General features: G+C 69.3%; 15 protein-coding genes. 11 read left to right on the forward strand and 4 right to left on the reverse strand.

Going from position 1 to position 18739, the window contains the following annotated elements; all coding sequences use genetic code 11:
• Positions 1 to 436: 436 nt before the first annotated feature.
• Positions 437 to 838 (reverse strand): hypothetical protein, encoded by a 402-nt coding sequence (locus OO62_RS23300; RefSeq protein WP_033269500.1) that lies wholly within the window; start codon positions 836 to 838, stop codon positions 437 to 439.
• Between the two features lie 238 nt (positions 839 to 1076).
• Here OO62_RS23300 and OO62_RS23305 point away from each other — a divergent pair, with 238 nt between their 5' ends.
• Both OO62_RS23305 and OO62_RS23310 read left to right on the forward strand, forming a co-directional pair.
• Complete coding sequence (locus OO62_RS23305; protein WP_033269522.1) at positions 1077 to 1385, forward strand: hypothetical protein; 309 nt, start codon at positions 1077 to 1079, stop codon at positions 1383 to 1385.
• Positions 1382 to 2110 carry a WXG100 family type VII secretion target gene (locus tag OO62_RS23310; RefSeq protein WP_033269501.1) on the forward strand — a complete coding sequence of 243 codons (729 nt, stop codon included), beginning with the start codon at positions 1382 to 1384 and terminating at the stop codon, positions 2108 to 2110. The genes OO62_RS23305 and OO62_RS23310 overlap by 4 nt, the downstream gene beginning before the upstream one ends.
• 106 nt (positions 2111 to 2216) lie before the next feature.
• Here OO62_RS23310 and OO62_RS23315 read toward each other — a convergent pair whose 3' ends face one another.
• Positions 2217 to 6176 carry a type VII secretion protein EccC gene (locus OO62_RS23315; RefSeq protein ID WP_033269502.1) on the reverse strand — a complete coding sequence of 1320 codons (3960 nt, stop codon included), beginning with the start codon at positions 6174 to 6176 and terminating at the stop codon, positions 2217 to 2219.
• A 255-nt stretch (positions 6177 to 6431) separates the two neighbouring features.
• Between OO62_RS23315 and eccD the strand changes: the two genes are divergently transcribed.
• From eccD to OO62_RS23345, 6 genes are all read left to right on the forward strand, one after another.
• Positions 6432 to 7895 (forward strand): type VII secretion integral membrane protein EccD, encoded by a 1464-nt coding sequence (gene eccD / locus OO62_RS23320; protein ID WP_051733537.1) that lies wholly within the window; start codon positions 6432 to 6434, stop codon positions 7893 to 7895.
• A gap of 151 nt (positions 7896 to 8046) precedes the next feature.
• Positions 8047 to 8334, forward strand: coding sequence for a 30S ribosomal protein S15 (gene rpsO / locus OO62_RS23325; RefSeq protein WP_006602744.1), 288 nt, complete (start codon positions 8047 to 8049; stop codon positions 8332 to 8334).
• A 292-nt stretch (positions 8335 to 8626) separates the two neighbouring features.
• On the forward strand, positions 8627 to 10858 hold the full coding sequence (locus tag OO62_RS23330) for a polyribonucleotide nucleotidyltransferase (protein WP_033269504.1): 2232 nt from the start codon (positions 8627 to 8629) through the stop codon (positions 10856 to 10858).
• Positions 10855 to 12234 carry a M16 family metallopeptidase gene (locus OO62_RS23335; protein ID WP_033269505.1) on the forward strand — a complete coding sequence of 460 codons (1380 nt, stop codon included), beginning with the start codon at positions 10855 to 10857 and terminating at the stop codon, positions 12232 to 12234. Before OO62_RS23330 ends, OO62_RS23335 begins: the two co-directional genes overlap by 4 nt.
• Before the next feature lie 49 nt (positions 12235 to 12283).
• Positions 12284 to 13036, forward strand: a complete 753-nt coding sequence (gene dapB / locus OO62_RS23340; RefSeq protein WP_033269506.1) for a 4-hydroxy-tetrahydrodipicolinate reductase — start codon at positions 12284 to 12286, stop codon at positions 13034 to 13036.
• A 12-nt stretch (positions 13037 to 13048) separates the two neighbouring features.
• Complete coding sequence (locus OO62_RS23345) at positions 13049 to 13495, forward strand: tetratricopeptide repeat protein (protein ID WP_033269507.1); 447 nt, start codon at positions 13049 to 13051, stop codon at positions 13493 to 13495.
• Positions 13496 to 13503: 8 nt separating this feature from the next.
• Here the strand turns inward: OO62_RS23345 and OO62_RS23350 are convergent, their stop codons facing one another.
• Positions 13504 to 14094 carry a phage holin family protein gene (locus tag OO62_RS23350; RefSeq protein WP_033269508.1) on the reverse strand — a complete coding sequence of 197 codons (591 nt, stop codon included), beginning with the start codon at positions 14092 to 14094 and terminating at the stop codon, positions 13504 to 13506.
• A gap of 132 nt (positions 14095 to 14226) precedes the next feature.
• Complete coding sequence (locus OO62_RS40850) at positions 14227 to 14466, reverse strand: hypothetical protein (RefSeq protein ID WP_033269509.1); 240 nt, start codon at positions 14464 to 14466, stop codon at positions 14227 to 14229.
• A gap of 232 nt (positions 14467 to 14698) precedes the next feature.
• Here OO62_RS40850 and thyX point away from each other — a divergent pair, with 232 nt between their 5' ends.
• The 3 genes from thyX to OO62_RS23370 all read left to right on the forward strand — a co-directional run bounded on the left by thyX (position 14699) and on the right by OO62_RS23370 (position 18352).
• A complete protein-coding gene (gene thyX, locus OO62_RS23360; RefSeq protein ID WP_033269510.1) occupies positions 14699 to 15457 on the forward strand; it encodes an FAD-dependent thymidylate synthase in 759 nt (252 codons plus the stop codon).
• 196 nt (positions 15458 to 15653) lie between these two features.
• Positions 15654 to 16553, forward strand: coding sequence for a 4-hydroxy-tetrahydrodipicolinate synthase (dapA, locus tag OO62_RS23365; RefSeq protein WP_033269511.1), 900 nt, complete (start codon positions 15654 to 15656; stop codon positions 16551 to 16553).
• Between the two features lie 113 nt (positions 16554 to 16666).
• Complete coding sequence (locus tag OO62_RS23370) at positions 16667 to 18352, forward strand: ribonuclease J (RefSeq protein ID WP_033269512.1); 1686 nt, start codon at positions 16667 to 16669, stop codon at positions 18350 to 18352.
• Positions 18353 to 18739: the final 387 nt, after the last annotated feature.

The raw sequence follows: 18739 nt of genomic DNA on the forward strand, positions 1-18739 counted from the left end.
GTCCCGGTGCGTGCTGCTGTTGTGCCTGTTCCTGTGGCCCGTTGTGGAGAAATCGAGATCACTTGTGTGGAAAGGAAGCGGATGTGTCCGCATTCTCCGAATGCCGGACTGCTCTTCTTCCTTATCGACCGAATTGACCCTCACTCGTATCGACTGCGTGATCGTATCGCCCCTGTGGTCCGTATCGATCTCCGGCAGGTGCCGTTCGATCTCCGGCAGGTGCCGTGCGGCTGACGGCTACGGGAGCCGGCAGCCGCACGGGGGCCGCCGGCGGACGTCAGGAGAAATCCGCGGAAGCCGAGTGGCCCGGAAAATCAAGCAACCCCGAGCAACCCGATATATCCGGGGAAACCGGGGAAACCGGAAAACCACGGCACGCCGAAGAGCGGTGCGCGACGCGGAAGGGCAGTGGGGCGGCAGAGGTGCGAAGGGCGGGTCAGCCGCGGTGTCCGCGACCGCCGCGGCGCGGCGCGGTGACGATGTTGCCGGTCGGGCCGTCGCGCTCGGCGCGCTCCTCGTCCTCCTTGGCCTCCTGCTCCTTCTGCCAGGCCGCGAACTTCGCGCGGGACTCCTCGCGCTCGGCCATGGTCTGGTCCTCGGCGGCCCGCCGCATCTCGTTGAGCCGGTCGCCCATGGCGTCCATGTAGCCGGGCGTCTGGATGGCGTCCTTCATGCCGATGCGGCCGGAGAGCACCTCCTGGGCCATCTCCTGGAGCTTGCCGCCGACCTTGGGGTTGTCCGCCAGGACCTTCAGCGCCTTGCGCAGCCGGTGCGCCTGCTCCGGATCCTGGGCGACGTCCATCAGGTCCTCGTCCTGGATCTCTCGCTCGTTGCTCATCCCTGCCCCCTAGAACGTCATGGCACAGCAACCGCGTGTGCGGCACCGGCGTCCTGAGTGTAATGACGGGTGTGAACGGGTCGTCAAGGCGGGGGTTGTCGGTAATGCCGCAAATTGCTCCGTATGCATTCCGTGCTCCGTCCGCCGGCCGCTCGACGGAGGGCATCGGGCCTATTGCGGGTGTGCTAGACCTGAGGCGATGTTGGCAGGTAGCTGTCATTCAATTCGGGGAGAAATGATGTCCGACGAAGTCCGGCTCAGTACGGAGGAGTTGCACAAGCTCGGTGCGACCTTCGAGATACGCGCGGAAGAACTGAGCCGGCAGCTGGCCGCATTCAGACGGCGGGCGGATGCCGAGGCGCTGCGGGACGGTTTCGGCAGCCAGGAGGCCGCCCGGCCGTTCCGTGAGCTGTACGAGCAGGCCGAGCACGCCCTCGTCCAGCTGCAGCAGCGGCTCGCCGAGGTCGGCAGCGGCCTGAAGGAGACCGCCGGCACCACGCAGGCGGCCGAGGACGAGCTGGTCGAGATGATGCGGAGCGTCAAGTGAGCGAGCGACGCAACCCCGAGGCACTGCACGAAGCGGCGGCCGGCTGGCGGGAGATGGGCAAGCACCTGGACGGCATGGTCCGCGATCTGGACCGGCACGTCGGTACCGCCGCGGCGGCCAACTGGCAGGGCCCGGCGGGCGAGGCGTTCGCCGCGGACTGGCACCGCCTCAAGCGGTCCGTCGACGACTCGCTGCCCGCGTTCGAACTGGCCGCCGCGGATCTGGAGACCGCCGCGGCCGCACCCCCCGACGACCACAAGGACGAGGACCACGGTGCCCCGCCGGTGAACAACTCGGCGAACGGCGGGCAGTCGTCCGGCGCCGAGGCCGCCTACGGCTTCATGGCGCTCGGTCAGCTCGCCAACGGCCTGGGCGGCGCGTTCGGCAAGCGCGGCGGGCGGGGCGGCGGCCAGAGCTCCGTGCCGGTCGTGCGGCACACGTGGGAGACCTCGACGGCCGCGCAGGGTCCGGACCCCTTCGGGCCGGGGCAGAGCGGCGCCGCCGCGACGCGCGGCGGGGAGGGCCTCGCCAAGGGCGTACGGACCCAGCCGGCCGGTCCGGACGCGGGACCGGGCGACGAGCGGGCCCCGAAGGCCGCGGCGGAGAAGCCCGCGAAGGCGGGGAAGCGGGAAGAGGCGGGGAAGCCGGAAGAGCCGGCGAAGCCGGAGGAGAAGGCCACGGACGCGGCCACCCCCGACACCCGCCGGCACGGCGCCTTCGGCTGACCGGCTGACCGGCCGGCCGCGCCGCCGGCCCCGATGCCCACGGCGAAACGGCGGTGGGGCGCCCCTCCTGAGAGGGACGCCCCACCGCCGTTTCCTGTGTGGCCCGTTACTGGCCGTGCGCCGGCAGCCAGCCCGTCTGGACCAGCTGCGCACCGCGCTTGCGGGTGATGAACGTGGCCCGGCCGGGCGTGAGGGGCTGTCCCTTGATGTTGCCCATCAGCGGGCCCTCCGCCGGGTCGGCGGAGAGGATCAGACCCTGGGCGCCGAGCTCCTTCGTACGCTGCATCACGGGCTCGAAGGACGACCGTCCGGCGCCCGAGGAGCTGCGCGCGATGATCAGGCGCAGACCCAGGTCACGGGCGAACGGCAGGTACTCCAGCAGCGGCTGCAGCGGGTTGCCGCTGCTGGTCGCCACCAGGTCGTAGTCGTCCACGATCACGAACGCGTCCGGCAGGTCGTACCAGCTGCGGTTGCGCAGCTGCTCCGGCGTGACGTCCGGCCCGGGCATCCGGCGGCCCAGCGAACCGGCCAGCCCGCTGATGACCTCCTGCAGCTGCGGCCCCGCGGCGCAGTACTTGTACAGATGGCTCTCCGGGACCTCGCCGAGCAGCGCGCGACGGTAGTCGGAGACCACCATCAGCGCCTTGTCGGACGGGTACCGCTCGGCGATCTGCTTGGTCAGCAGGCGCAGCAGCGACGACTTGCCCGACTCGCTCTCGCCGTAGATGACCAGCAGCGGGTCGGTCTCGAAGTCGATGAACGCCGGGGACAGCGTGGTCTCGTCGACACCGATCGCGATGCCGTGCTCCGGGTAGTCGTTGCCCTTGGGCAGCTCGTTGACGTGCAGCATCGTCGGCAGCATCCGCACCTTGGGGGCGGGCTCGCCCTGCCAGTGCTCCTTGACCGTCGACACCAGGTTCGCGATGCCGTCGCTGATCGTCTCCGGGTCGCTCATCCCGTCCAGGCGCGGCAGCGCCGAGAGGAAGTCGAGCTTGTCGGGGGACAGACCACGGCCCGGCTTGCCCATCGGGACGTTCTCCGCGCGCTTGCGGTCGAACTCCGACTCCATCGGGTCACCCAGGCGCAGCTCGACGCGGTTGAGGAGCTGGTCGCGCAGCGCGGGCCGGACCTCGGTGTAGCGGGCCGCACCGAGGATCAGGTGGACACCGAAACCGAGACCCCGCGCGGCGATGTCCAGGATCACCGGGTCGAGCTGCTCGTAGTCGGTCTTGAAGGTTCCCCAGCCATCGATGATCAGGAAGACGTCGCCCCACTTCTCGTCGGGGAAGGCGCCCGCGGCCCGCCGCTGGCGGTAGGTCGCGATCGAGTCGATGCTGTTGGCCCGGAAGAACTCCTCGCGCTGGTTGAGGATGCCGACGACCTCGGCGACCGTACGGCGGACCTTCTCCGCGTCCAGACGCGAGGCGACACCGCCGACGTGCGGCAGGTCCTCCATCGTCAGCATGCCGCCGCCGCCGAAGTCGAGGCAGTAGAACTGCACCTCGGCCGGGGTGTGGGTGAGCGAGAACGCCGCGATGGCGGAGCGGATCAGGGTGGACTTGCCGGACTGCGGACCACCGACGACCAGGCCGTGACCGGCACCGGCGGAGAAGTCCAGGTACATCACGTCACGCCGCTGCTCGAACGGCTTGTCCACCAGCGCGACCGGCACCACGAGCTTGCCGAGTGCGGTGTACTCCGGCGCGTGCACGCCCCGCTCGGGCGTGACCGCCAGCGTCGGCAGCAGCTGGTTGACGGTCGGCGCCTCCTCCAGCGGGGGCAGCCACACCTGGTGGGCCGGCGGGCCCTGGCCCTGCATGCGCTGGACCATCACGTCCAGCACGGTGTCGGCGAGCGCGTCGTCGACCTCGGGCTCGGTCGCCTCGACGGCGACCGGCTCCTCGATGATCTGCTCGACGACCGGGGCCGCGGTGAACGGCACCGGCATCCGCATCGACCGGCCGCCGCTGCCGCCCCGGCCGCCGCCGCCCGGACCGCGATAGGTACCGGACACGTACGCGGCCTTGAACTGCACCATCGTCTCGGTGTCGTACTTGAGGATGCCGGAACCGGGAACGTTCGGCAGGTGGTAGGCGTCCGGCACACCGATCGCCGTGCGCGACTCGGCCGCCGAGAACGTCCGCAGACCGAGCCGGTAGGACAGGAAGGTGTCCAGACCGCGCAGCTTGCCCTCTTCCAGACGCTGCGAGGCGAGCAGCATGTGCACACCCATCGAACGGCCGATGCGGCCGATCTGGATGAACATCTCGATGAAGTCGGGCTTGGCGGCGAGCAGCTCGGAGAACTCGTCGATGATCATCACCAGCGACGGCAGCGGGTCCAGCGGGGCACCCGCGGCACGCGCCTTCTCGTAGTCGGTGATGTTCGCGTAGTTGCCCGCGGAGCGCAGCAGCTCCTGACGGCGCTGGAGCTCACCGGTGATCGAGTCGCGCATGCGGTCGATCAGCGTGACGTCCTCACCGAGGTTGGTGATGACCGCCGCGACGTGCGGCATCTCCGACATGCCGGTGAAGGTGGCGCCACCCTTGAAGTCCGCGAGGATGAAGTTGAGCGTCTCGGAGGAGTGGGTGACCGCGAGCGCGAGGACCAGGGTGCGCAGCACCTCGGACTTACCGGAACCGGTCGCACCCACGCACAGGCCGTGCGGACCCATGCCCTGCTGCGAGGCTTCCTTGATGTCCAGCATGACGGGCTGGCCGTCGCGGTCGACGCCGATCGGGACGCGCAGCCGCTCGGACAGCGTCCGGGGCCGCCAGGTGCGGGCCACGTCCAGGGCACCGGCGTCGCCGATGTTGAGCAGGTCGGTGAAGTCCAGGGCGGACAGCAGCGGTTCCTCGCCGTCCGCGCCGGTGCCCGCGCGCAGCGGAGCGAGCTGACGGGCCAGCGACTCCGACTCGGCGATCGACAGGGTGTCGCACACACCGTGGTAGACCGCGCCGTTGGCCGACTCCAGCACCAGCTTGCCCGGCCACACCTGGACGGCGAGACCGCCGCGGATCTCGTCCAGATCGCCCGGTACGACCTCCAGGATGGTGACGCCCTGCAGGCCCTCGGCCCCGGCGATCACCGAGTCCATCGGTACCTCGCCGCCGTCGAGCACGATCACCACGTGCGGGGCGTCGGTCACCGGGGTGCCCTGCGGGTTGAACCGCCCGCGACCGTCCAGGTCGTCGGCCAGCAGTTCCTCGACCTCGCCGAGGTCACCGACGACCAGCCGGCGGCTGCCCGCGCCGTCCGTCGTCTTGTCCTGCACGTGCGGCAGCCACTTCGTCCACTCCCACTCCGCCTGCGCGCCCGGCGCGGCGACGACCGCCACGACCAGGTCCTCGGGGGAGTGCAGGGTGCACAGCTGGGCCAGGATGGCGCGCGAGGCGCCGTAGACGGTGTCCGGGTCACCGGAGACGGTCAGGTGGTAGAAGGCGCGCAGCGACACCGCGAGCGGCAGGTTGTCCAACTGGCCGTGCTTGTCGAGGAATTCCTTCATCGCATGCGCGGTGAGCGGCTCCAGCTCGTCGACCGGAGCGGTCTCCGGGGCCCGCAGCGGGGTGGCCAGCTGCTGCGGCCCGAGCCCGAGACGCACCTGCCCGAAGTCGGGGTCGGACGCCCGGCGTTCCCATACGCGTTTGCCCTCGGCCACGATCGACCACAACTGGCTCGGATCGGGGTGGGTGTAAAGCTGGGCATCGCGCTGTTTCCGTGCGGTGCGCCGTACCTCTTTTCGCTTCTGCGTAAGGTACTTGAGGTAATCCTGGCGCTCCTGAACCATTTGTCCGGAAGGGCCTTGGCGCGCCTTGACGATCTGCACGATCGCCATTGCCAGGGTGGACGCCACCATAAAGCCGCCCATGATTTTCATGAACGGCTGATTGCCCATGAACAGGAATCCGGCAGAAGACGCCATACCCATCATGGGCATCAGCGTCATCAGCATGTTCTCTGATTCGCCTTCACGCGGCAGCTCCGGCGGTGCCTCGAGTGTCACCTCCTCCGAGGGAACTTCGGGTGGCAGCGCGCGGGGCGGGCGCTTGACGATGACAACGCTCACCGAGGCATCAGTCCTTCATGCATCTCGCAGTCTCGGACCGCCCCCGTTGGATTCGACGGTCCCCCCGAGCCAAGTCCTTGGCCCGAACCAGGCGTTGATCCTACTGTTAAGCGTCAAGTCTCGGGGTGGGTGGGGCCGTCGCTGAATTGGACGGTACGCTGACGCCTCGCGAGCGTGCCGTGGCCCCGCAGAGACGGCTCTATATATACGGCGCGCGACGCGACAAAACGCCCAACGGATAGGGGGAACCGCCAGGTGAGCACGAGCACTGGCACCGGCTTTTGCCGGGTCACAGTCGCCGCGCCGGACGCACGGATCGACGTGGCTCTGCCGGAGGACGTCGCGCTGGTCGACATTTACCCGGAGATCCTGCGGCTCTCCGGGCAGTCCCAGGCGGAGGGCGCACCGACCGGCTATCACCTCGTACGCCGCGACGGCACGGTTCTCGACGCCGGACAGTCACTCGCCCAGCAGCAGATCCTCGACGGCGACCTGCTTCTGCTGAAGCCGTTCGCCGAGTCGCTGCCGCTCCCGGTCTTCGACGACGTCTCCGACGCCGTCGCCTCCGCGGTCAAGCGCAACCGCAGCCGCTGGAGCGACGACCTCATGCATCTCGTCGGCCTCACCGCCGGTGTGCTGCTGCTCGTCATGATGGCGTTCGCCCTGTGGTTCTCGAACCCCGTCAACCGCGACATGCACCGCCTGCCCGGCATCATCGCCGGCGTCGTCGGCATCGTCCTGGTCGCGCTGGCCGGCGTCCGCGCCCGGGTCTACGACGACCACGGCTCCTCCATCGCGCTGGGCCTGGCCGCGCTGCCGCACCTGCTGATCGCCGGCTCCGGCATCTTCCCGGTCGACCCCGGCGCCGGCCCCGGACGGCTGCACCTCCTCGTCGGCTGCGTGACCGTACTGATCGCCTCGGTCCTCCTGGTGGTGCTGCTGCCGCGCGGTGACGCCCCCTTCGTCGCGGCCGCCTTCCTCTCCGCCATCGGCACCCTCGCGGTCTTCGCCGCGATCCTCACCGACGCCGCGCCCCGCGAGGTCGCCGCCGTCACCGCCGTCGTCGCCATCGCCATGGTCGCCTGGCTGCCCGGCCTCTCCGCCCGCTTCGCCCGCCTGCCCATCGGCTACAAGTCGCCCGACCAGATCGCCAAGGGCTCCTTCGAGGGCGGCGGCGAGACCGAGTCCGTCGACTTCGTCAAGATCGGCAACCAGGCCAAGCGCGGTCACGAGCTGCTGCTCGGCCTCGTCGCCGGCTGCTCCGCCCTGGTCGTCGGCTCGGCCGGTGTCGTCCTCGGCTTCTCCGACAACATGTGGGCCCAGCTGCTCGCGCTGACCGCCGGCATCACGATCATGCTCCGCGCCCGGCTTTTCGACTACACCGCGCAGGTCGCCTGCCTGACCATCGCCGGCATCCTGACGATCGTCCTGCTGATCCTGGGTATCACGCTGCACCCGCCGACGGACATCTTCGTCGACCTCATGCAGTACCAGGACTCCGGCCCGCTCAACATCCGCACCGTCTGGTTCTCCAGCAGCATCGCGGTGGGCGCCGCCCTCCTGGTCGGCGTCGGCCTGATCGTCCCGCGCAAGGGCGTCACCCCCTTCTGGGGCCGGATCTTCGACATCTTCGACGGACTGGTCCTGCTGTCCCTGGTGCCGCTGTGCCTGGCGGTCCTGGACATCTACAACAAGGTGCGCGGCCTCACCGGCAGCTAGCGCACCCGCGGCCCCGGCTGCGGCCCCCCGACCACCCGGTCGGGGGGCCGTTTTCAACTGGTACGCTGTGTGACGGCCCGGACGAGTCATCCAAGATTCCCTGTGATGTCAACCAGGGACGCTCACCGGCCGGAACCCTGAGGAGTACCGCGTGTCGCTCGACGCCGCTACGAAGAAGCAGATCATGGCCGAGTTCGCCACCAAGGAAGGTGACACCGGCTCCCCCGAGGTCCAGGTCGCGATGCTCTCCCGCCGCATCTCGGACCTGACCGAGCACCTCAAGACCCACAAGCACGACCACCACTCCCGCCGTGGTCTGCTGCTGCTGGTCGGCCAGCGCCGCCGCCTGCTGCAGTACCTGGCGAAGAAGGACATCACGCGCTTCCGCGCGCTGGTCGAGCGCCTGGGCATCCGCCGCGGCGCGGCGGGCGCCAAGTAAGACGCCGTAAAGGGAGCGGTTCCCACCGGGGGCCGCTCCCTTTGCCGTACGCACCGGACACCCACGCCACCTCATGGTGGACGGAACCTTTGTAGTCTGGTGCCATATCGCAAAACTGAACGCGGTAGGAGCGCCTCCTGGCCGCCGGTCCTCGGTAGTGGCCCCCGGACGATCCATGCACGGCATGTCGCATCACTCCGGGTGCTTCGATCGAAGACCGGCCCGCACCGGCGCTCCACCGAGAAGGTCTGCTGCCACACGGGCAGCAGACGCAGACGAGGAGATATTCCTGGTGGAGAACGAGACCCACTACGCCGAAGCCGTGATCGACAACGGCTCCTTCGGCACCCGCACCATCCGCTTCGAGACGGGCCGCCTGGCCAAGCAGGCCGCCGGCTCCGCCGTGGCGTACCTGGACGACGACACCATGGTGCTGTCGGCCACCACCGCCTCCAAGAACCCGAAGGACCAGCTGGACTTCTTCCCGCTGACCGTCGACGTCGAGGAGCGGATGTACGCAGCCGGAAAGATTCCCGGCTCCTTCTTCCGCCGTGAGGGCCGTCCCTCCGAGGACGCCGTCCTCACCTGCCGTCTCATCGACCGCCCGCTGCGCCCGTCCTTCAAGAAGGGCCTGCGCAACGAGATCCAGGTCGTCGAGACGGTCATGGCGCTCAACCCCGACCACCTCTACGACGTGGTCGCCATCAACGCCGCCTCCTGCTCCACGCAGCTCGCCGGCCTGCCCTTCTCGGGTCCCATCGGCGGTACCCGCGTCGCCCTGATCAAGGGCCAGTGGGTCGCCTTCCCGACGCACACCGAGCTCGAGGACGCGGTCTTCGACATGGTCGTGGCCGGCCGGGTGCTCCCCGACGGTGATGTCGCGATCATGATGGTCGAGGCCGAGGCCACCGAGAAGACCATCCAGCTCGTCAAGGACGGCGCGGAGGCCCCGACCGAGGAGGTCGTCGCCGCCGGTCTCGAGGCCGCGAAGCCCTTCATCAAGGTCCTGTGCAAGGCGCAGTCGGACCTCGCCGCCAAGGCCGCCAAGCCGGTCGGTGAGTTCCCGCTCTTCCTCGACCACGAGGACGACGTCCTGGAGGCCCTGACCAAGGCCGTCAAGGACGAGCTCTCCCAGGCGCTGACCATCGCCGGCAAGCAGGAGCGCGAGGCCGAGCTGGACCGCGTCAAGGGTCTGGCCGCCGAGAAGCTGCTGCCGGACTTCGAGGGCCGCGAGAAGGAGATCTCCGCCGCGTACCGCACGCTGACCAAGTCCCTGGTCCGCGAGCGCGTCATCAAGGAGAAGAAGCGCATCGACGGCCGCGGCGTCACGGACATCCGTACGCTCGCCGCCGAGGTCGAGGCCATCCCGCGGGTGCACGGCTCCGCCCTGTTCGAGCGTGGCGAGACCCAGATCCTGGGCGTCACCACCCTCAACATGCTCCGCATGGAGCAGCAGCTGGACACCCTCTCCCCGGTGACCCGCAAGCGCTACATGCACAACTACAACTTCCCGCCGTACTCCGTCGGCGAGACCGGCCGCGTCGGCTCCCCGAAGCGCCGCGAGATCGGCCACGGCGCCCTCGCCGAGCGCGCCATCGTGCCCGTCCTGCCGACGCGCGAGGAGTTCCCCTACGCGATCCGTCAGGTGTCCGAGGCCCTCGGCTCCAACGGCTCGACGTCCATGGGCTCGGTCTGCGCCTCCACCATGTCGCTGCTGAACGCCGGTGTGCCGCTGAAGGCCCCGGTCGCCGGTATCGCCATGGGCCTGATCTCCCAGGAGATCAACGGCGAGACGCACTACGTCGCCCTCACCGACATCCTCGGTGCGGAGGACGCCTTCGGCGACATGGACTTCAAGGTCGCCGGTACCAAGGAGTTCGTCACCGCCCTCCAGCTCGACACCAAGCTGGACGGCATCCCGGCCTCCGTCCTGGCCGCGGCCCTGAAGCAGGCCCGTGACGCCCGCCTCCACATCCTCGACGTGATGATGGAAGCGATCGACACGCCGGACGAGATGTCCCCGAACGCCCCGCGGATCATCACCGTCAAGATCCCCGTGGACAAGATCGGTGAGGTCATCGGCCCCAAGGGCAAGATGATCAACCAGATCCAGGAGGACACCGGCGCCGAGATCACGATCGAGGACGACGGCACCATCTACATCGGTGCCGCCGACGGCCCGGCCGCCGAGGCCGCCCGCGCCACGATCAACGGCATCGCCAACCCGACCATGCCGGAGGTCGGCGAGCGCTACCTGGGCACGGTCGTCAAGACCACCACCTTCGGTGCGTTCATCTCCCTGCTCCCGGGCAAGGACGGCCTGCTGCACATCTCGCAGATCCGCAAGCTCGCCGGTGGCAAGCGCGTGGAGAACGTCGAGGACGTGCTCGGCGTGGGCCACAAGGTCCAGGTCGAGATCGCCGAGATCGACCAGCGCGGCAAGCTCTCCCTGATCCCCGTGATCGAGGAAGAAGACGCCGACAAGGGCGCCGAGGCCGACAAGAAGGACGACGCCGACAAGTGACGTCCCGTACGCACAGGACGACGGCCCGCACCTCTTCGGAGGGGCGGGCCGTCGCCCGTACCCAAACGCTTCTCAAGGGCGCCGCGGGCGCCGGCACGGTCCGCCGGACCACCCTCCCCGGCGGTCTGCGGATCGTCACCGAGACGCTGCCGACGGTCCGCTCCGTCACCTTCGGGATCTGGGCGCACGTCGGCTCCCGCGACGAGACCCCCTCCCTCAACGGCGCCACCCACTACCTGGAGCACCTGCTCTTCAAGGGCACCGAGCGGCGCAGCGCGCTGGACATCTCCGCGGCCGTCGACGCGGTCGGCGGTGAGATGAACGCCTTCACCGCGAAGGAGTACACCTGCTACTACGCGCGGGTGCTCGACACCGACCTGCCGCTCGCCATCGACGTGGTGTGCGACATGCTCACCGGCTCGCTGATCGAGGCCGAGGACGTGGACGCCGAGCGCGGCGTCATCCTCGAAGAGATCGCGATGACCGAGGACGACCCGGGCGACTGCGTGCACGACCTGTTCGCGCACACCATGCTCGGCGACACCCCCCTCGGCCGCCCGGTCCTGGGCACCGTCGACACCGTCAACGCCCTCACCGCCGAGCGGGTCCGCCGCTTCTACAAGAAGCACTACGACCCCACCCACCTGGTCGTCACGGCCGCCGGCAACGTCGACCACGCCAAGGTCGTCCGCCAGGTCCGGCGCGCCTTCGAGCAGGCCGGCGCCCTCGACCGTACGGACGCCACCCCGGTCGCCCCGCGCTCGGGCAGCCGCGCCCTGCGCACCGCGGGCCGCGTGGGGCTGCTCAACCGCAAGACCGAGCAGGCCCATGTGATCCTCGGGATGCCCGGCATGGCGCGCACCGACGACCGGCGCTGGGCGATGGGCGTGCTGAACACCGCGCTCGGCGGCGGGATGAGCTCCCGGCTCTTCCAGGAGGTCCGGGAGAAGCGCGGACTGGCCTACAGCGTGTACTCGTACACCTCGGGCTTCGCCGACTGCGGGCTCTTCGGCGTCTACGCGGGCTGCCGCCCCAACCAGGTGCAGGACGTGCTCAAGATCTGCCGCGACGAGCTCGACCAGGTGGCGGCGCACGGCCTGAGCGACGACGAGATCCACCGCGCCATCGGCCAGCTGCGCGGCTCCACCGTCCTCGGCCTGGAGGACACCGGCGCGCTGATGCACCGCCTGGGCAAGAGCGAGCTGTGCTGGGGCGAGCAGATGTCGGTCGACGAGATGCTCAGCCGGATCGCGGCGGTCACCCCCGACGAGGTGCGCGAGGTGGCCCGCGACGTACTGGGCCAGCGTCCCTCGCTCTCCGTCATCGGACCGCTGAAGGACCGGCAGGCGGCCCGGCTGGACGACGTCGTCGCGTAGGACAGCAGGGCGGGCCCATGCCGTACCACCGAGAGAAAGACTGGAAACGATGAGCAAGCTGCGCGTGGCCGTACTCGGAGCACAGGGGCGGATCGGCTCCGAGGCCGTACGGGCCGTCGAGGCGGCCGAGGACCTGGAGCTGGTCGCCGGGCTCGGCCGGGGGGACAAGCTGGAGACCCTGGTCGACGCCGGCGCCGAGGTCGTGGTCGAGCTGACCAACCCCGGCGCGGTGATGGGCAACCTCGACTTCTGCGTGCGTCACGGCATCCACGCGGTGGTCGGGACCACCGGCTGGACCGACGAGCGCCTCGCGCAGCTGCGCACCTCGCTCGCCGCCTCACCCGAGGTCGGTGTGCTTATCGCCCCGAACTTCTCCATCGGCGCGGTGCTCACCATGCAGTTCGCCCAGCAGGCGGCCCGTTTCTTCGAGTCCGTCGAGGTCATCGAGCTGCACCACCCGAACAAGGCGGACGCCCCCTCCGGCACCGCGGCCCGCACCGCCCAGCTGATCGCCACGGCACGCGAGGAGGCCGGCTGCGCCCCGCAGCCGGACGCCACCACCACCGCGCTGGACGGCGCCCGTGGCGCGGACGTGGACGGCATCCCGGTGCACTCCGTACGCCTGCGCGGGCTGCTGGCCCACCAGGAGGTGCTCTTCGGCGGCGAGGGCGAGACGCTCACCATCCGCCACGATTCCCTGCACCACAGCAGCTTCATGCCGGGCATCCTGCTCGGTGTGCGGCGTGTGGTGTCCGCTCCGGGCCTGACCGTGGGCCTGGAAAACTTCCTCGACCTGGGCTGAGGCCGGCACCCCATGGGCGGAAAGATCACGTACTTCTTCCTCGCCACCGTGCTGGTGCTCGTCTTCGGCGTGGTGGCTCTGGAAGGCGTACTGCTCCTCCTGACCGGTGAGCCGGCGGCGATGGGCATGGGCGCGGTGGCCTTCGTGCTGCCGTGCATCGGCGGCTGGTTCCTCTGGCACAACACCCGCTTCGCGCGGGACGCCCACCGGCTGGCGCACGCGCTGGAGGCCGAGGGCGGGCTGCCCGTCGACGAACTGAAGCGGACGCCGGGCGGCCGGATCGACCGGGACGCCGCCGACGCGGTCTTCGCCCGGCGGCAGGCCGAGACGGAGGACGCGCCGGGCGACTGGCGTACGTGGTTCCGGCTCGCGGTCGCCTACCACGACGCCCGGGACACCCCGCGCGCCCGCAAGGCGATGCAGCGCGCCATCGCACTGCACAACGGCGGCGCGACCTGAGTCCGCTCCTAGCGCCGGTCCGAGCCTGATCCGCCGGGCCGGCCCTGGGGGACGCCGTGCTCCGCGGCCCATGCCTCCAGCACGTCCGTGGCCTGCTCGAAGGAGTCCGGGCGGGCCAGGAAGTCGCCGTTGTGGTCGGTGACCAGGGGCCGCAGCGGCCCGCCCTGCGTGCGCTCGACGATCAGCGCCTGCCCCTGCACGGTCCGCGGCAGCCCCAGCCAGCGCACCGGCTGCTGGAGCGTGCGCACCGAGGCGAGGGCGCTCCACGGTGTGGTCGTGGTGCGCAGCAGGTTCACCTGCCGCAGACCTCGGGCACTGACCCAGACACCGACCCGCACCAGCCGGACGGCCAGCACGGTCAGCAGGACGCCGATCAGTGCGCAGGCCGCGGCGCCGGGCAGTGACCCGGCCATCGCGATGATCATCGCGGAGAGCAGCACGAACGAGGCGAGCAGCAAAAACACCGCCGCCGCCCCTACGCGCCACGGTCCGGGGCGGTAGGGACGGCGCCAGTGGTCGGGCTCGTCATGGGGTAGCGCGGTGGTTTCCGCGGCACGGTCGTCGAGGTCGCGGTCGGCCGTCAGAAAGGGCAGGGGCACGGCTGATCCTCACTCATGGCTGGGCCGGCACGCACAGAGGTGCCGACGGAAGCTGTGATCGGTGAGGTTAGCGGGAGCGGCGGAGCGGAACCACTCGGTGGTCCCGCTCCGCCGACGTGTGCCCCGGCCTGCTCAGCGGTGAGCGGCTTCGGACTGGTGCACCCGGTCCGAGGTGGAACTGTCCTGCTGCAGTGCGGGTACACCGAACAGCAGGGCGCCGGCCAGGCCACCCACTACTGTGAGAGTGACCAGTGACTGACTGAGAATCTGCGCGCGGGACGCACGCTGGCGCGGCGGGGGAGTGACATTGCTGCGGAACCGGTCTGCCTCGGCAACGAAGGCGAACGGGACGGGCTCTCGCCGGCGGAACATGAGCGGGCTCTCCTAGGAACCTCGTAGTGGGCACTGTCACAGGGTTAGACGTCTGGGGCGCCCGATTGGTGCCCGTTTTCCAAGACTTCTGTGAAAAATATCAACTGCCGCTCGGCACACTGCTATAGAGCGTCCGTTTTGCGGCTAACGCTGCATCATGTCGCATTTCCTCGGCTGTCAGTGGCGGGCCGTAGGCTGGTCGCGCACGAGGATCGAACGGAAGGAACCGCCGGTGTCCCACACCCCCGCCGAGAGCACTGAGAGCCCTGACAGTGCAGCCGTCAGCTTCCGGAGCGAGGTGACGGTCGAGCTGGTCAAGCACAGCGCCGCGGACAGCGACGTGCTGTGGGCGGCCCGGGTCTCCACGGCCGGCGAGCAGTCCCTGGAAGAGCTCCAGAAGGACCCGGAGCGCTCCAAGGGCCTGATCAACTACCTCATGCGGGACCGGCACGGCAGCCCGTTCGAGCACAACTCGATGACCTTCTTCATCAGTGCGCCGATCTTCGTCTTCCGCGAGTTCATGCGGCACCGCGTCGGCTGGTCGTACAACGAGGAGTCCGGTCGCTACCGCCAGCTGGACCCGGTCTTCTACGTCCCCGGTGAGTCCCGCAAGCTCGTCCAGCAGGGCCGCCCCGGCAAGTACGAATTCGTCGACGGCACCGCCGCGCAGCACGAGCTCACCAGCCGGGTCATGGAGGACACCTACCGCGAGGCGTACGCGGCGTACCAGGAGATGCTGGCTGCCGGCGTGGCCCGCGAGGTCGCCCGCGCGGTGCTCCCGGTCGGCCTGTTCTCCTCCATGTACGCCACCTGCAACGCCCGCTCGCTGATGCACTTCCTCGGACTGCGCACCCAGCACGAGCAGGCGAAGGTGCCCTCCTTCCCGCAGCGGGAGATCGAAATGGTCGGCGAGCAGATGGAGGCCCACTGGGCCAAGCTCATGCCGCTCACGTACGGCGCATTCAATGCGAACGGCCGGATCGCGCCGTAATGCCCAGGCCGCGGGCCGGATACAGGGGCGTCGGGACAGAAGTGCGAAGTGTCCGGATTGCGGCATTTTGAGAAGTTCATCTACGCTGAACAGACGGACCCGGCACTGCTTGAACCCCCGAGCAGGCAGTGCCGGAGTCCACATCCCTGCTCCCCAGAGGCGCATCCCGCGGTGAGCTACGAGTAGCGTGGGACCCATGGCTCCGACTTCCACACCGCAGACCCCCTTCGGGCGGGTGCTGACCGCCATGGTCACGCCGTTCACGGCGGATGGCGCTCTCGACCTCGACGGCGCGCAGCGGCTCGCCGCCCATCTGGTGGACGCCGGCAACGACGGCCTCGTCGTCAACGGCACCACCGGAGAGTCCCCGACCACCAGCGATGCGGAGAAAGCCCAGCTGGTCCGCGCCGTGGTCGACGCGGTGGGAGACCGCGCCTTTGTCGTTGCCGGAGCCGGTACCAACGACACCCACCACAGCCTCGAGCTCGCCCGCGCCGCCCAGGACGCCGGCGCCCACGGTCTGCTCGCGGTCACGCCGTACTACAGCAAGCCCCCGCAGGAGGGCCTGCTGCGTCACTTCACGGCCATCGCGGACGCCACCGATCTGCCCGTGATGCTCTACGACATCCCCGGCCGCAGCGGCGTCCCGATCAACACCGAGACGATCGTCCGGCTCGCCGAGCACCCCCGGATCGTCGCCAACAAGGACGCCAAGGGCGACCTCGGCCGCGCCAGCTGGGCCATCGCCCGCTCCGGCCTCGCCTGGTACAGCGGCGACGACATGCTGAACCTCCCGCTGCTCTCGGTCGGTGCCATCGGCTTCGTCTCCGTGGTCGGCCACGTCGTCACCCCCGAGCTGCGCGCCCTCCTGGACGCCCACCTCAACGGCGACGTCACCAAGGCCACCGAGATCCACCAGAAGCTGCTGCCCGTCTTCACCGGCATGTTCCGCACCCAGGGCGTCATCACCACCAAGGCCGCCCTCGGTCTCCAGGGCCTGCCCGCGGGACCGCTGCGCCTGCCGCTCGTTGAGCTCTCCCCCGAGGAGACCGAGCAGCTCAAGCGCGATCTCGCCGCCGGCGGGGTACAGCTCTGATCACAGACTTCACAACTGAATACCGACCAACAACCGCCATATAGCAAGTGCACGAATGTCATGCGCGCCACGTGCCTCGACGGCAGCGTGGCGCGTGTGGTGAGGAGAGTCTTTTGAGTCATCCGCATCCTGAGCTCGGCGCCCCGCCGAAGCTTCCCAAGGGCGGCCTGCGCGTCACCCCCCTCGGTGGCCTGGGCGAAATCGGCCGCAACATGACGGTCTTCGAATACGGCGGCCGGCTGCTGATCGTCGACTGCGGAGTGCTCTTCCCGGAGGAGGAGCAGCCCGGAATCGACTTGATCCTTCCGGACTTCTCGTCCATCAGGGATCGCCTCGACGACGTGGACGGCATCGTGCTCACCCACGGCCACGAGGACCACATCGGCGCTGTCCCCTACCTCCTGCGCGAGAAGCCGGACATCCCGCTCATCGGCTCGAAGCTGACCCTCGCGCTGATCGAGGCCAAGCTCCAGGAGCACCGCATCCGCCCGTACACGCTGGAGGTCGCCGAGGGCGACCGCGAGCGTCTGGGCCCCTTCGAGTGCGAATTCGTCGCGGTCAACCACTCCATCCCCGACGCCCTGGCCGTCGCCATCCGCACCCCCGCGGGCATGGTCGTGCACACCGGCGACTTCAAGATGGACCAGCTCCCGATGGACGGCCGGCTGACCGACCTCCCGGCCTTCGCCAAGCTCGGCGAGGAAGGCATCGACCTCCTCCTCGTCGACTCGACGAACGCCGAGGTCCCCGGCTTCGTACCGCCCGAGCGCGACATCTCGAACGTCATCCGCCAGGTCTTCGCGGGTGCCCAGAAGCGCATCATCGTGGCCAGCTTCGCCAGCCATGTGCACCGCATCCAGCAGGTCCTCGACGCGGCCCACGAGTACGGTCGCCGGGTCGCCTTCGTCGGCCGCTCGATGGTCCGCAACATGGGCATCGCCCGCGAGCTGGGCTACCTCAAGGTCCCGGCCGGCCTGGTCGTCGACGTCAAGACGCTCGACGACCTCCCCGACGACGAGGTCGTGCTGGTCTGCACGGGCTCCCAGGGCGAGCCGATGGCGGCTCTCTCCCGGATGGCCAACCGCGACCACCAGATCCGCATCGTCCAGGGCGACACGGTGATCCTGGCGTCGTCCCTCATCCCGGGCAACGAGAACGCGGTCTACCGCGTGATCAACGGCCTCACCCGCTGGGGCGCGAACGTCGTCCACAAGGGCAACGCCAAGGTCCACGTCTCGGGCCACGCCTCGGCCGGCGAGCTGCTGTACTTCTACAACATCTGCAAGCCGAAGAACCTGATGCCGGTGCACGGCGAATGGCGCCACCTGCGCGCCAACGCCGAGCTGGGCGCTCTGACCGGCGTACCGAAGGACCGGATTGTCATCGCCGAGGACGGTGTCGTGGTCGACCTGGTCGGCGGCGTCGCCAAGATCGTCGGCAAGGTCCAGGCCGGCTACGTCTACGTCGACGGCCTCTCGGTCGGCGACGTCACGGAGACCTCCCTCAAGGACCGCCGCATCCTCGGCGACGAGGGCATCATCTCCGTCTTCCTGGTCGTGGACTCCAGCACCGGAAAGATCGTCGGTGGACCGGATCTCCATGCCCGCGGCTCCGGCATCGACGACGTGTCCCTGGCGGGGGTGTCTCCCAAGATCGACGAGGCGCTGGCCAAGGCCGCCCAGGACGGCGTCGCTGAACCCCACCAGCTCCAGCAGCTGGTCCGCCGCACGGTCGGCAAGTGGGTCTCCGACAACTACCGCCGCCGCCCGATGATCCTCCCCGTGGTCGTCGAGGTCTGACCCAGCGTCGGTACGAACGTCCTCAAGTACGAGCGGGGCGCCTGGATTTGCATCCGGGCGCCCCGCTCCAGTACGTTTACGGCTCCGCCTGAACGGGAAGCACCGCACGCTTGCGTGCACGGAGCCTCTCCCCGGAACGGGCGGAATTCCGACCAGAGCAATCTGATAAAGTCGGATCAGCCGAAAGGCAAAATCCCTCCGACGGGAAATCGGACCGAATACGAGCCGGAAACGGCAAGGAATCGGATCTGATAGAGTCGGAACCGCGAAGAAGCCGAAAGGCCGAACCGCACCGGCGAAAATCAGAACCGCAAGGATCTGATAGAGTCGGAAACGCAACACCGAAGGGAAGCGCCCGGAGAGCCTGGTGAAACAGGCACAAAGGAA

This window comes from Streptomyces lydicus (assembly GCF_000717345.1).
GTDB lineage: Bacteria > Actinomycetota > Actinomycetes > Streptomycetales > Streptomycetaceae > Streptomyces > Streptomyces lydicus.